The following is a 14,714-nucleotide window of genomic DNA, read 5'->3' as shown; positions in this document are numbered from 1 at the left end:
ACATCTCTTTTCATAGAGATGTTTTTTGTTGAAATTCTTCTTGCACAAGTTCATGGATGACGCCCATTCCTGCTTGGCTTCCAGCTGCTGCTGCAAGGACAAGCTGAGCAGGGCCGCCTAAATTGTCACCGCATGCAAAGACACCGCTGACTGTTGTACGACCAAGAATATCTGTTTCAATACCGCCATTTTTCGTCATTTGACAGCCTAGTGTTTCAGCAAATGGAGCTGACTGCTTGAATTCACTTGCGACAAATCCGCCTTCTCTATTCACCGTTTCCCCATTCGCAAGGTGAATAGAGTGCATTTGCCCATTCTCATGATGAATGGACATAATTGGTACATCAATGACTTGGATAAAATGTGCTGATAGCAATGCCTTCTCCTCTTCAGCAAACACTTGCTGTCCATTCGTAAACACGATCAAATCCTTTGTCCAATTGGAAAGAAGTTTAGCCATATGCAAGGCGCGTGGATTCTCAGCAATGAGAGCAAGCGGCTTGTCCTTTAGCTCCCAGCCATCGCAGAAAGGACAGCTAAACAACGTCTTTCCATACACTTCATGCATCCCCTTGATCTCTGGCAGTATATCCTCTAGTCCTGTTGCCAATATGATTTTCTTCGCTTCGAATCTTTCTCCCTCTTGTGTCAGTAAGGCAAAGTTGTCCTCATTGTTTTGTACCTCAACAATTTTACTTCGTTTGATTTGGATATTGGGGTAGTTTTGAAGATCTGCTTCACCCGCTTTTCTGATCTCAAACGGTGTCATTCCATCGTTTGTAATAAATCCATGTGATTCCTGAGTCACTCGATTTCTTGGCATCTCGTCATCGAATACAATGACCTGTTTTCTGCCTCGCCCCACAACAAGTGCTGCACTTAATCCGGCTGGCCCGCCTCCAATAATGGCACAATCTAATAACATGTCAATCTCTCCTTTTTATTCAAGACTTTAAAGACTCTTAATATCTATAATAGGTTCAAAAAAATCACATGTTGAAAAATGGATTTTTTTCTGTCTGCTCTATTTGACTTGCAATATCAACTAACCGCTTTTGACTTAGCGTTTCCTGCATTTTCGTTTCAACATCCTGCATGACCTGTTCAATCAAACAGCCATCATGAGGCATGAAAGAATCATGTTCTAAGGAACAACGAAATAAATTGGTTTGTCCTTCTACAGCCTGAATCACATCTAAAAACGAAATGTCTTCCTTCTGTTTCATAATGGCGTAGCCACCTTTTGCGCCAGGTGTTGATTCAATCAATCCTGCCTTCACAAGCTTTGTTAAGATTTTGGATAAATAAGTGGATGAAAGGTCTTGCATCTTGGCGAGAGGCTCAACGCCTATTGCTTTCCCCTTTGGTGCAAGAGTTAAAAACACCATCGTATGCAGTGCATAGTTGGTCGCTTTAGAATATTTCATAGGAACATCCCTTTCTATCTATTACAGACCTTTTATATCTGTAATTGATCATAAAAGATTCAAGAAGAAAAAGCAAGTGTTGTGAATCTACTTCTTTTTTATTCCACATTTCGCATTTCCTTCCGATAATAGAGGTAAGCACGAATCAAATTTTGATGAAAACTAGAAGGAGTGAAGAGAAATGTCAGATCAACAGCACAATGCAGCACACGAAGAAGAAGAAGAGGAATTTAACGTATACGACATGCTTCCGCCCGCAGGAACAATCATTGGAGAAGCAACAGAAGAAGAAATGGAAGCTGCGGCAGCATTAGAAGTGAGACATGTCGCGTTCATGCGCCTTCAAGATATGTTCATTCAATTTGATGGCTCGTCTTACAAAGACTTATTAAAAGACTTCCAAGAATTCGAATTGGATTCAACAAAATTCTGGAGAGCCATTGCTAGACGCCTGCAAGTTCCATACGAATGGCCAATCCGACTCGACCACGCAAACGGCCCTATTTATATAGGTGAAACAGAGGGTAGCCGTGAGGTTGAGGAGAGTGCGGAGTAAGGAAATGTCGGCCCCCTGGTAAGGGGGTCTATTTTTAAAATGATAGATACTTATTCCTCTAAATCAAATTCCAATGCGATTGATATATTAAAGGCAATTTGGGGCATTTCATCTATTTCTGATTGACTCAAATGCTTAGCAAAACGACGTGCATGCTCGACAACATCAGCATGCTGCTTAATCATTTCATCATTCATTATAAAGATCGTATTGATTGCCCAGCCAGCAGTCGTTAACATTTCTTCGTTCTGAAGGGTGTCCATATACGTTTCTACCTCAGAAAAGATCCACTTGATATCATCAATTTGTTCTACTTGGAAATTCGCGATTTTTGAAAGCTGTTCAGGGTCTTTGGTTAAGAAGATATCTTTCACTTCTTCTTTTGATAATGGTTTATTCTGCTTTTCATATTCAGCCTGCCACTCTTCATCTGACATCCCATCTTCTTCGCTATCTTCTGCGGTATAATGCCCAGCAATCAGTTCATCAAACGAATCCGCTAATTTGAAATCCGTCTCATATTCTAGATCAAAGTAATGAACTGGCGGATGCTCCTTTGTTTCTCTGTAATCCAATGCAATCCAAGTATGACCATCCCCACAAATGAGCACAAGTCCCTCAGGCAATTCCCATTCTTCTATTAAATAATCACTGTCCATGATGCCTTCGCCTTTGGCAATTCCTCTTAGATGGTTTAACTGTACATGATCCTCTGCCCATCCATTCGGCTGGTCTGTTGGAAAAGCATTATGAATGGTATACCCGCCATTTTGTTCAAGAATCAGTTTTTTATATGTATCAGGCAGGATGACGCCTAGCTTCTTTTCCGCTTTTGCAATGCCTTTCTCATTGATTTTCTTAAATGTCTCTTCACTTTCTATGTCTGTATCCCAAAATGGTTTCAAATAAAATACCTCCAATTGTTATTTCTATCTCATTTTACCATTTAGAGCCACTAGTTTAATAGTCCTATTCATAGAAAAAAGAGAAGGGCTTCCCCCTCCTCTTTTTCATCATGATTGTTCTTGTTTTCTCGCTTCAAATTCATCCAGCATTGCACGCACTTCATCTGTTGATGATGTATTCATTAATTGATTTCTTAGGAAGCTCGCTCCTCTGAATCCTTTTACATAAATCTTAAAGAAACGATGCAATGCCTTGAATGGACGCAAGCCTAGTGATGAGTATTGATCATGAAGATCAAGATGTAATCTTAAAAGACCAAGCAGTTCATCACTCGTATGCTCCTTCGGCTCTTTTTCAAAAGCAAATGGGTTATGGAAAATTCCGCGCCCAATCATCACACCGTCCACTCCATACTGTTCAGCGAGCTTTAAGCCCGTTTGACGATCAGGAATATCACCATTGATCGTCAAAAGCGTATCAGGTGCTACTTCATCACGAAGTTTTATAATCTCAGGAATGAGCTCCCAATGCGCATCCACCTGGCTCATTTCCTTTCTAGTACGAAGGTGGATCGATAAGTTCACAATGTCTTGCTCCAAAATGTGTCTGAGCCAATCGCGCCATTCATCGACCTCTGTAAAACCAAGTCTTGTTTTCACACTGACAGGCAGTCCCCCAGCTTTAGCCGCTTGAATCAGCTCTGCCGCAACGTCTGGACGAAGAATCAATCCACTGCCCTTCCCGTTTTGCGTGACATTCGGGACAGGACAGCCCATATTAATATCAAGCCCCTGAAACCCTAATTCCGCCATTCCAATGCTCATTTGTCTAAAGTTCTCAGGTTTGTCTCCCCAAATATGAGCAACAATTGGCTGCTCATCCTCTGTGAAAGTTAAACGTCCCTTCACACTTTGAATCCCATCAGGATGGCAATAGCTCTCACTGTTCGTAAACTCTGTGAAAAACACATCCGGTCTCGCCGCCTCACTCACAACATGACGAAACACAACATCTGTCACTTCTTCCATTGGTGCTAATATAAAAAATGGCCGCGGCAAATCACGCCAGAAATTTTTACTCATCTTTCATCCAATTCCTCTCATGACATAGCGCCTTTTAGGGCATGTCCTTCTTTTATCATTATATACTTTAGTTAGGATTCAACGCAAAAGGAGCATAAAATGAACAATAACAAAATGCTATCAGCACTTTATAAAATATCAAAAATTTGAGAAGACGTAAACGCCGTTCAAAAAGGCACTACTGGGAAACGTGTTATGCAATGGCAGCAGGTATAGCATCCGGCAAACTAATGAAAAGATATTCAAATAAAAAAAGCCCTATGCAGGGGCTTTTTTTATATTGTAATTGCCTTTTCTGTTACATGATGAGTGTTAGAAGTAATGATTTTATCAAGCGACCAACCGGCAGCGAATAACACAGAAAAAATTGTTAAACTGATAAAATACAGTACTAAGATACAATTCATTCTTAGTATGGTTTTTGTTACAATTTTTGTGTATCGCATAGATAAAAGTGATTTTCTTAAAAGCTGCTGCTTGGATCAGAAAACATTCTGCCAAAATCGCAAAAGTAATGGATAAAGGGGAAAAGTGGACAGAAAAACAGTTCACAAATGCTTTTATTAAGATGGGTGCCCCTAGAGATGTTGCTAAAACTTTGGCAAAATTCATCATTACTCTTATCTAAATATAAAAAAAAGGGCTATTAGTTTCTAATAGCCCTTTTTTATGGAGGGTCTTCATGTCTTTTTCTTACGTGATTTCATTGACTTTTTTAATACTCCTTTTAGTGTCTATCATACTCTATACTTTTTTAAGAAAGAAAAACGTTGTAGATGAAGCCCCTGGCGCTATTGCTGCCGTTCTTCTTATTTTGCTTATATTTTTTTCCCTAAGTTTAGTTATTGCCCTTCCAACTGTCATGCTTTATCTAGTATCATTGGGAGTGAATTTTCTTTTCGGTGAATACATCACTTATGATTCATTTTTTTCTATGATTACCTTCTCGTTGTTAGTTAGCATCATTGTGATTTTTTGGTCATTTATCGTTTTATTTATAGGGAAAGGAATCACTTTTTTGTTGAAGATCCCAAATTGGATAACTTATATTTTAGAATTTTTTGCTTCGTGGGCTCTTATTTACTTCACGATTAAATATGTACTAAATTTGAAGATAATTGAAGTTTCTATATGGGGGAATGGTGTATTGATTTTATCTTTCTTTGTTAGCTTTTTATACATCGGACTTGATATCATATCCTCTGCGCTTGATCAAAAGAATCAAAATATAGAAGAAGAACCCCCTATCCAATAATGGAGAAGGGGTTTTATTCATTTCATAGCTTTTTCTATCTATATTCATATGTCTATAGAGTTTTATTTTAATAGCATTTCAAGCGAATTTTTCATTCTAACGGAGGGGAAGCAAAAATAAGAATATCCCGATATCGATATTTTTCACGAAATCGGGATATCTCAATTAATGATTGATTACAAGACTTGCCACGCACTCCACATGACTCGTATGCGGAAACATATCCACAGGCTGCACTTCCTCTGTCACATACCCACCATCTTCAAGAATGCGCAAATCACGAGCAAGCGTCCCTGGATTACAGGAAACATAAACAACTCGGTTTGGTTTCATCTTTAAAATGGTGTCAAGCAGTGCTTCGTCGCAGCCTTTTCTTGGTGGATCGACGACGAGGGTATCTGCTTTGATGCCTTCTTTGTACCAGTTTGGGATGATGGTTTCTGCTTCGCCGACTGCGAATTCGACGTTGTTGATCCCGTTTAAGGCAGCGTTGCGTTTTGCGTCTTCAATTGCTTCTGGCACAATTTCTACGCCATATACTCTGCCTGCTTTTTGTGCGAGAAATAAAGAGATCGTCCCGATTCCGCAATACGCATCAATAACAGTTTCTTCTCCTTGCAGCTCGGCATATTCAAGCGCTTTGTCGTAAAGCACCTTTGTTTGAGCTGGATTCACTTGATAAAACGAGCGGGCTGAAATGGCAAATTTGATGTCGCCAATTGTGTCATAAATGTATTCTTCACCCCATAAAACGGTCGTTTCGTCCCCGAAAATGACATTTGTTTTCTTTGAATTCACGTTTTGCACAATTGACCGAACGTGTGGGAAGCGTGCTATAATCTGCTCAATCACCTGCTGCTTTTGCGGAAAGTCAGCCGTTCTAGTAACAAACACAACCATCATTTCACCTGTTGCAATGCCGTAGCGAACCATCACATGACGCAGCCAGCCTTTGTGCCGCTCTTCGTTATATGCTTTGATGCCAAACGCATTACATATGTCTTTTACTGCCTGTACCACTTCGTCATTTTCTGACTGCTGGATCAAACATTTTTCCATATCGATGATTTCATGGGTACGCTGCTGATAAAATCCTGCAACTAGTCCGCCTTCGCGTTCGCCAATTGGAACTTGTGCTTTGTTTCTGTAATTCCAAGGGTCTTCCATGCCGAGTACAGGATGAACTTTTACACGGCTCATATCAAGCTTGCCGATCCGCTCTAAAACGTCCTTTACTTGTTTCTGTTTAAATAGCAGCTGGCCTTCATAGCTCATATGCTGAATTTGACAGCCGCCGCACTGCTTATAGATAGGACATGGCGCATCTTGCCTATGCTGACTTTCCTTTGTCAGCTCCATGAGTCGCCCAAAAGCAAATCCTTTTTTGACACGTGTGACTTTGATTTTCCCTTGTTCGTCAGGCAGTGCATTCGGTACAAAGACAGGGAATCCTTCAATTTTCGCTACACCTGCACCTTCGTGCGTTAAGTCTTCGAAGGTTACATTGTAGTATTCATTCTTTTCAACAGGCGGTTTCATTTTCACCAATTTTATCACCTCATTTGCAAAGAAAAACTTGGTGCCATAAGGAACCAAGTTCAATCTCTACCCTATTTTTTCAGCTGTTGCTTTTGGCACTATAAATTCAATATGACGATACAGGTTTTCAAATTCACCTGGCAGCATGCCGCCGAATTCGCCATCTAAATTTAATTGCATTTTATCTTTTACATCTACCTTCACGCGATTCGCTTTTGTGTAGATGACATTGTTATCATGAATATGCTCGCCTCGCAGTGCAAGGCTGACTACTCGAATGGCTTCTGCTAAATTGACCTTCTTTAAAATAATCAGGTCAAACATGCCATCATCCAAAACAGAATCTGGCGCTAGCTTTTCAAAGCCGCCTACTGAGTTTGTGAGTGAAACAAGAAACAGCATGATTTCTCCATGAAACAATTTGCCGTCATATTCAATTTCGACTTCTGTCGGGCGGATAGAAGGAAGCATCTCCATGCCTTTTAAATAATAAGCAAGCTGTCCAAGCATTGTCTTCAGCTTACTAGGCACTTCATAGGTGAGCTCTGTTAACCGGCCGCCGCCTGCAATATTAATAAAATAATGGCCATTGACTTTACCGATATCAAGCGGCTTCGCTACACCATCTATAATGGCATCTGTTGCTTTTAAAACACCTTCTCGTGGAATTCCAAGTGCTCTTGCAAAGTCATTTGTTGTTCCAACCGGAATAATTCCTAGTTTTGGTCTTTTTTCAAGCGGTGCTAGTCCATTGACGACTTCATTGATCGTGCCGTCTCCACCTGCTGCTACAATTAAATCAAAGTCTCTCTGTGCGGCATTCTCAGCTGCTTGTGTCGCATCTCCTGCACATGTCGTTGCATGACAAGATGTTTCATAGCCGGCTTGTTCAAATTTTTGCAAAACCTGCGGCAAATTCTTCTTGAAGAGTTCACGCCCAGATGTCGGATTGTATATAATTCGAGCACGTTTCATTCATCATCATCCTATATTCATTATGCAATCTATTTTCACCACTAACAACCTTTAATTATACTATGAGATTTGAAAATGGCAACAGAACAACACCCTAATAAGACAAATCTCCTGCCACATTTCCCTCAGCAAAAAAGCATTCTGATAAGATAAAAGAAAACGCTGTAAAGGATGGTTTGCGATGAAAAAGCCTGTCTATTTTAATCATGATGGTGGTGTTGATGACCTCGTCTCGTTATTTCTTCTCCTTCAAATGGAACATCTGAAAGTGATTGGGACGTCTGTGATTCCTGCTGATTGTTATTTAGAGCCTGCTCTCAGTGCGTCTCAAAAAATCATTGATCGATTTAGCCCATATGAAATTGAAGTCGCTGCTTCAAATTCTAGAGGCGTCAATCCCTTTCCAAAAGAGTGGCGCATGCATGCTTTTTATGTAGACGCCTTACCTATCTTAAACGAGAAAGGCACTGTTGATACAAAAGTGTCCAAGCTTCCAGCACATCTTCATTTAATCGAAACTGTTAAAAAGTCTGCAGAACCTGTCACGCTGCTCTTTACAGGTCCGCTCACAGACCTTGCACGCGCCTTAGAAGAAGATCCTTCAATCTCTAATAAAATTGAAAAATTGGTATGGATGGGCGGTACATTTCTTGAGAAAGGGAATGTGGAGGAACCCGAGCATGATGGGACAGCAGAATGGAATGCATTTTGGGACCCTTATGCTGTCAGCACCGTCTTCAAGGAACGCTTTCCTATTGAAATGGTCGCACTTGAGAGCACAAATCAAGTTCCGCTTACACCTGATATTCGTCAGCGGTGGGCTTCCCTTCGTTCTCATATCGGGATTGATTTTATTGGGCAGTGTTACGCCTTTTGCCCGCCTCTCATTCATCACGAAACCAACTCGACTTACTACTTATGGGACGTGCTGACAACGATCACTCTTGCTTCCTCATCATTTACTCGTTCAAAGGAAATGAATGCGATCGTTTACACCGAAACGCCAAAGCAAGGACGTACCGAAGAGCATACAGATGGAAAATCAATTCAAGTGATTGATCATGTCGATCGTGACGCATTTTTCCAAGCATTTGAAGAGCTTATGAAAAGAGCTGTTTGTCAGATTTCAACATAAAAAAGCCCCGCCATCAAAGCGGGGCCCCATCTCAATCTTCTTCTACGTATTTCTTTTTGCGTTTAAATTTGCTTAACACTTCGTATACGATTGGTACGATAACCAGTGTTAACAATGTTGAACTTGCGAGACCACCAATGACTGTGACGCCAAGTCCTTTTGAAACAATTTGGCTTCCGCCTTCAAATCCTAATGCTAATGGAAGAAGTGCCCCAATTGTCGCAAGTGCCGTCATTAAGATTGGACGTACTCTTATTGTACCAGCTTCCAGTAATGCCTCTCTTGTTGAGAGTCCTTCTTTCTCTTTATGAATGACTCGGTCAATTAAGACGATCGCGTTTGTCACAACAATTCCGATCAGCATGAGCAATCCAATCATGGCGTTTAAGCTGATGGTTTCTTTTGCTAAAAACAATCCAACGAGCGCGCCAATAATTGTAAATGGAAGCGAGAAGAGAATTGCAAATGGTGCAAGACCTCCGCCAAATGTGATGACGAGAACGAGATACACAATGGCAATCGCTGCGAGCATTGCGAGCCCAAGCTGTGTAAAGGATTCCTCAATATCCGCACTTACGCCGCCTGTGTCAATCGTTACGCCAGATTTCAGATCAAGCTTGTCGACTTTTTTCTGAACATCCTGTGTCACACTTGAGACATCATCTGTTGTCATGTCTCCAGACACTTCTGCGTAGATTTTTCCATCACGTTTTGTCACCGTATTCGCTGTCGTACCATTTCTTACTTTTACGACATCACCAATTCGGACTTCTTGCCCTGTTGGTGTTGTGATCTTTTTATTTTCTAAATCTTTTTTGCTCTTATATTCATCTTTTTCCGTTTGAAGATTCACATCAAGTTCTTTGCCGTCCTCAGTTACTTTCGTCAGTGTTGTTTCACTATTTTGAGGAGCAATCGCTTGAGCGATTTGTGAAGCAGTTAGACCCAGTTTCGCCAGTTTTTCTTGATCTGCATTAAACGTATATTCGTCGTATTTCTCAGATAAGCTTGTGCTGACATTTTTCAGGTTTTTCTCATCTTTTAAGATGTTCTCGACATCTTTTACTGTGCCTTCAATATCGCTTACTTTGTCACCGTAGACATAGTACGTTACTGTATTGCTTGCGCCAGCAGATGAGAAGTCTTGTGATTTCCATTCCCCTTTAGACGTTTTGTCTTGCAGGGCTTTGACCACTTTATCTTTTTCTTTATCAAAGTTTGGCGTGTCTTCATCATATTGTACGAAGAATAACGCACCGTTAGAATTGCCGCCTACACTTGCTGTCAAGGCATTTGAAGAGCCTAGTGAATATTGAACAGTATTGACATGGTCACGTTTGATCAAATATTCTTCTGCTTTTTTCGTTTCATCGATAGCTTGTTCTCTCGTTTGTCCAGGTTCAGGTGTATAAGTCACCATCGCCGTCTTCTCTGCTTCCTGTGGTAAGAAGCTGACACCGACAAGTGGTGCTAAGAATAAGCTTCCGACAAGCATAAGAATGGCAATTCCTGATGTGATCCATTTGTGGTTCAATGTCCAATTGAGTACACGTCTATAACCGCCAGCAAGCTTGCTTGGTTTATGTTCTTTTACCTTTTTCGCTGTGCCGTACAGGTTCTTTTTAAATAGACTGTGTGCCATCATTGGAACAATCGTAATGGCGACAAGGAGTGAAGCCATTAAAGCAAACACAATCGTTAATGCAAATGGGATGAATAGTTCACCAATCATTCCACCCACAAGTGCTAGCGGTAAGAAGACCGCAATTGTGACGATCGTCGAAGACATGATTGGAATAAACATTTCTTTTGTGGCTTCTTTAACGAGTTCTTTTCCTTTTAATGGCTCATCCTTTAATGCCATTCGTCGATATATGTTTTCTATGACAACAATGGAGTCATCAACAACACGCCCAATGGCGACGGTCATGGCACCAAGTGTCATGATATTTAGTGTGATATCCAGCTGATTTAATATTAAAACAGCAATCAACAGAGATAACGGAATGGAGATGACCGAAATTAAGGTTGATTTGATATCTCGAAGGAACAACATAATGATAATGATCGCAAAAATCGCTCCGATGATAGCCTTATTCAGCATTGTGCTAACGGACTCTTTAATCGGTTCTGCTTGATCATATGTGGTACTTACTTTGATTCCTTTGTTATCTTTCTTAAACTTCTCAAGTTCTTTTGTGACTGCTTCTGCTACACTTACTGTGTTGGCATCAGAGCCTTTGACAATTTGCAGACCGATACTGTCTTTTCCATTTGTTCTAGAGATCGATTCTGCATTCTTGACGACTTTAATATCCGCAATCTCAGAAAGCTTAATTGTCGGCAGCTCTACAGATTGATCGCTCGCTGCACTTCCACTAGGTTTCTGCTGGGCTGCTGCTTGCTGCTGACTTGCATTTCCAGCCTGCTGCTCCGCACCTTGCGCACCTGGGTTTTCAGCGCCGCTAGATGGTGCTCCAGCTCCACTGCTTGCACTTGGTGTGACAGGAATTCGCATGTTTTTCAAATCTTTGACGCTTAAAATATTGCCGTCCACGACAACTGATTTTTGTTTGTTGCCAAATGTGTATAAACCTAATGGCACATTCACATCAGAGCCTTTGATCATGTTTTGGACGGTTTCTTCATCTAAACCGTATTCTTTCAATTTTTTTTGTTTAAACGAAAATTCTACTTCTTTGATTTGCTGTCCAGAAGCTTCGACGGAAGATACACCGTCTAATCCTTCAAGTGAAGGGACAAGGTCACCTTCCACTTTTTTCGTCAGGTTTTCTAATGATTCTTTATCACCAGATACACTGAGTGCTAATATTGGAACCGCATTGATACTAAAGCGTGCGATTTTTGGTTTTTCTGCATTTTCCGGAAAATTGATGTTGTTAACTGCATCTTCAATTTCCTTTTTTGCTTCATCCATGTCTTTGTTATAATCGTACTCGACTTGAATCGATGAAGCATTTTCAAAAGAATTGGATGTGACCACATTGACTCCGTTTAGGTTTTGAATAGACTTCTCAATTGGATCGGTCACCTTATCTGATACTTCGTCCGGCGTTGCGCCAGGATACGTTGTAGAAACCGTAATGACTGGAGTGTTGATATTCGGGATTGATTCTTGTTTCATATTCAATCCAGCATATAGACCAGCAACTGTTACGATAATTGTCATGAGCCATACAGCGAACTTATTCTTTAATACAAAATTGATGATCGAATTCATTATGTCCTCCATTTTCCTTTATGTATTGACTGACTGGTCATTCTATATCATAATAAACGGTGATATACAATGCCGTCAACCATTTCTCTTGCGTTTGACGTAACATTCTAAAGCTGAAGGGGCCTTATTTCATGAACGAAAAAAAAGAAAAAATCATTAAAGCAAGCATCCAGTTGTTTGCGAAAAAGGGTTTTTCTTCTACGACCATTCAGGAAATAGCAGATGAGTGCGGAATATCGAAAGGCGCGTTTTATTTGCATTTCAAATCAAAAGAACAGCTTTTCAACCGAGCGTTCGAATATTATATCGACACTTCTATGCAAACTATTGAAACGATTCGAAAAGAGAATCAGCATCTCGCACCGAGAGAGATCTTCCAGAAGCAAATCGCTGAACAGTTTCAGCATTTTGCTGAGAACAAGGATTTTATCATTTTGATCCTCAGCGAGAACATTATTCCAGAAAACCAGCAAATTAAAAAGTATTCAAAAACTGTGAAAAAGCAAATGAATGATGAAATTCAAATTTCCATCTTGACCACTTATGGACAGGAGATCGAACCATTTATAACTGACCTGTCAGTCATGATTCAAGGAATCATCCAATCGTATGTGCAGGTGCTGCTTTTACAAGATCAGATGCAATTATCATTTGATGAGCTCTCTTCCTTTATACTCGAACGATTAGATGATTTGGTTCAAGGTATGCTTCGTTCTCAGACGAAACCGATCTTAAAGCCAACCATTTGGGACGATGAAGCGCCGAACGCTGCATCCCTAGAAGAGGAGCTTCGTTTGTTAAAGCTTGAGCATTTGCTTTCTGATGATACCCTTGTATCCATTGAAGTCATTGAAGAAGAACTGGCGAAAGCTGAGCCTCGTAAGCCAGTCATTCAAGGGATGCTGACGAATTTAGAAAAGTGTGAGGACCCTGCTGTCATAAGAGTAGTCGAACAATTGAAGCTGTTTCTTTCATAACTTTACGTGCTGTTTTTCCGGTTCGTTCACCTTTATCCCCCTTCGAATGTGCACTTTCGCTTATACTTCATTATAAGAAAAGAATCTCCGAATTGATATACGGCGGTGGTCTGAATCTATTATAAGACCCTGTCATTTCAAGCAAAAAAAACCGCCTCTTCTCATGAGGCGGTTTTTGCTATTGTTCATTAGCGTTTTTTGATTTCTTCTAGGAGAATCTTGTTGACCATCGGCGGGTTTGCTTGTCCCTTCGATGCTTTCATGATTTGTCCGACTAAGAAACCAATCGCGCGGTCTTTTCCGTTTTTAAAGTCTTCGATGGATTGCGGGTTGTTATCAAGTGCTTCTGTGACAAGTTTGAGCAGGGCACCTTCGTCAGAAATTTGGACAAGTCCTTTTTCTTTGACGATTGTTTCTGCGTCTCCCCCATTTTCAATCAGCTCTTTGAATACCTTTTTGGCAATCTTAGAAGAAATCGTTCCTTTTTCGATGAGATTGATCATGCCAGCCAGGCCTTGCGGCGTTAGCTTTGTATCTTCCAGCTCTTTTTGAGCTGAGTTTAAGTAGGCAGATACTTCACCCATCAGCCAGTTTGAAGCTTGCTTCGCTTCTGCACCTTCTGAAATGGTTGCTTCAAAGAAATCAGACATTTCTTTTGTCAGCGTCAGCACCATCGCATCATATGCAGGAAGCCCTAGATCATCGATGTAGCGTTTGCGGCGCTCATCTGGAAGCTCTGGGATCGATGCTCTTACGCGTTCTTTCCACTCGTCATCAATGTACAGCTCCACTAAATCTGGTTCTGGGAAGTAGCGGTAATCATCTGAGCCCTCTTTGACACGCATGAGGATCGTCTTTTTAGACGCTTCGTCATAGCGGCGAGTTTCTTGTTCGATCAAGCCGCCAGAAAGCAATACTTGCTCTTGACGTTTCTCTTCGAATTCAAGACCTTTTTGTACGAAAGCAAATGAGTTCAAGTTCTTGAGCTCTGTTTTCGTTCCAAACTCTTCACGGCCAATCGGACGAAGTGAAATATTGGCATCACAGCGAAGTGAGCCTTCTTCCATCTTACAGTCAGATACGCCTGTATATTGAATAATAGATTTTAGTTTTTCTAAGTACGCATACGCTTCTTCTGGTGTGCGAATGTCTGGCTCAGATACGATTTCAACAAGCGGTGTGCCTTGACGGTTGAAGTCAACAAGTGAATATCCGTCGCCTGTGTGTGTCAGTTTACCTGCATCCTCTTCCAAATGGAGACGCGTAATACCGATTCGTTTCGTTTTGCCTTCTACTTCAATTTCAATCCAGCCGTTTTCACCGATCGGTTTATCAAATTGAGAAATTTGATACGCCTTTGGGTTATCAGGATAGAAGTAGTTTTTACGGTCAAATTTTGTATCTGTTGCGATCTCACAGTTTAGCGCCATTGCTGCTTTCATTGCAAAGTTCACCGCTTCTTTGTTCAATACAGGCAGTACGCCAGGATATCCAAGGTCGATGACACTTGTTTGCGTGTTGGCAGCTGCACCAAAAGGTGTCGGCGAGCTGGAGAAAATTTTTGATTGTGTTTTTAGCTCAACGTGGACTTCAAGTCCAATTACCGTTTCAAAGTTCATTC

12 protein-coding genes are annotated in these 14,714 nt (G+C 40.9%); 4 read left to right on the top strand and 8 right to left on the bottom strand.

Annotated elements, in window-relative coordinates; translation table 11 throughout:
- Positions 1-10: 10 nt before the first annotated feature.
- A complete protein-coding gene (locus tag QRN39_RS17760; RefSeq protein ID WP_284907797.1) occupies positions 11-925 on the bottom strand; it encodes an NAD(P)/FAD-dependent oxidoreductase in 915 nt (304 codons plus the stop codon).
- A 64-nt stretch (positions 926-989) separates the two neighbouring features.
- Positions 990-1,427 carry an Rrf2 family transcriptional regulator gene (locus tag QRN39_RS17755; RefSeq protein ID WP_003214239.1) on the bottom strand — a complete coding sequence of 146 codons (438 nt, stop codon included), beginning with the start codon at positions 1,425-1,427 and terminating at the stop codon, positions 990-992.
- Between the two features lie 181 nt (positions 1,428-1,608).
- On the opposite strand from QRN39_RS17755, the gene QRN39_RS17750 reads away from it, so the two are divergent.
- A complete protein-coding gene (locus tag QRN39_RS17750; RefSeq protein WP_284907796.1) occupies positions 1,609-1,983 on the top strand; it encodes a hypothetical protein in 375 nt (124 codons plus the stop codon).
- A 50-nt stretch (positions 1,984-2,033) separates the two neighbouring features.
- Here the strand turns inward: QRN39_RS17750 and QRN39_RS17745 are convergent, their stop codons facing one another.
- Both QRN39_RS17745 and QRN39_RS17740 read right to left on the bottom strand, forming a co-directional pair.
- Entirely contained in the window at positions 2,034-2,888 is an 855-nt protein-coding gene (locus tag QRN39_RS17745) for an SMI1/KNR4 family protein (RefSeq protein WP_284907795.1), read from the bottom strand.
- A 108-nt stretch (positions 2,889-2,996) separates the two neighbouring features.
- Positions 2,997-3,971, bottom strand: a complete 975-nt coding sequence (locus QRN39_RS17740; RefSeq protein WP_284907794.1) for a tRNA dihydrouridine synthase — start codon at positions 3,969-3,971, stop codon at positions 2,997-2,999.
- Between the two features lie 682 nt (positions 3,972-4,653).
- Here QRN39_RS17740 and QRN39_RS17735 point away from each other — a divergent pair.
- The gene (locus QRN39_RS17735) at positions 4,654-5,226 is read left to right on the top strand and encodes a hypothetical protein (protein WP_137055424.1); all 573 of its coding nucleotides are present in this window, start codon (positions 4,654-4,656) and stop codon (positions 5,224-5,226) included.
- Between the two features lie 165 nt (positions 5,227-5,391).
- Here the strand turns inward: QRN39_RS17735 and rlmD are convergent, their stop codons facing one another.
- Both rlmD and QRN39_RS17725 read right to left on the bottom strand, forming a co-directional pair.
- The gene (rlmD, locus tag QRN39_RS17730) at positions 5,392-6,771 is read right to left on the bottom strand and encodes a 23S rRNA (uracil(1939)-C(5))-methyltransferase RlmD (RefSeq protein WP_284907793.1); all 1,380 of its coding nucleotides are present in this window, start codon (positions 6,769-6,771) and stop codon (positions 5,392-5,394) included.
- Between the two features lie 60 nt (positions 6,772-6,831).
- Positions 6,832-7,740 (bottom strand): diacylglycerol kinase, encoded by a 909-nt coding sequence (locus QRN39_RS17725; protein WP_003214384.1) that lies wholly within the window; start codon positions 7,738-7,740, stop codon positions 6,832-6,834.
- Positions 7,741-7,921: 181 nt separating this feature from the next.
- Here QRN39_RS17725 and QRN39_RS17720 point away from each other — a divergent pair, with 181 nt between their 5' ends.
- The gene (locus QRN39_RS17720) at positions 7,922-8,875 is read left to right on the top strand and encodes a nucleoside hydrolase (protein ID WP_212046312.1); all 954 of its coding nucleotides are present in this window, start codon (positions 7,922-7,924) and stop codon (positions 8,873-8,875) included.
- Between the two features lie 31 nt (positions 8,876-8,906).
- Here the strand turns inward: QRN39_RS17720 and QRN39_RS17715 are convergent, their stop codons facing one another.
- On the bottom strand, positions 8,907-12,116 hold the full coding sequence (locus QRN39_RS17715; protein ID WP_284907791.1) for an efflux RND transporter permease subunit: 3,210 nt from the start codon (positions 12,114-12,116) through the stop codon (positions 8,907-8,909).
- Between the two features lie 131 nt (positions 12,117-12,247).
- Between QRN39_RS17715 and QRN39_RS17710 the strand changes: the two genes are divergently transcribed.
- Positions 12,248-13,093 (top strand): TetR/AcrR family transcriptional regulator, encoded by an 846-nt coding sequence (locus QRN39_RS17710; protein WP_268458179.1) that lies wholly within the window; start codon positions 12,248-12,250, stop codon positions 13,091-13,093.
- Between the two features lie 188 nt (positions 13,094-13,281).
- Here the strand turns inward: QRN39_RS17710 and gatB are convergent, their stop codons facing one another.
- Entirely contained in the window at positions 13,282-14,712 is a 1,431-nt protein-coding gene (gatB, locus tag QRN39_RS17705; protein WP_268458178.1) for an Asp-tRNA(Asn)/Glu-tRNA(Gln) amidotransferase subunit GatB, read from the bottom strand.
- Between the last annotated feature and the right edge of the window lie 2 nt (positions 14,713-14,714).

Origin of the sequence: Bacillus sp. lyk4-R2A-2, assembly GCF_030209735.1 — a bacterium.
Lineage (GTDB): Bacteria > Bacillota > Bacilli > Bacillales > Bacillaceae > Bacillus > Bacillus pumilus.
The sequence above is the reverse complement of the archived record's forward strand: the minus strand, read 5'-3'. Positions and strand labels throughout refer to the sequence as shown.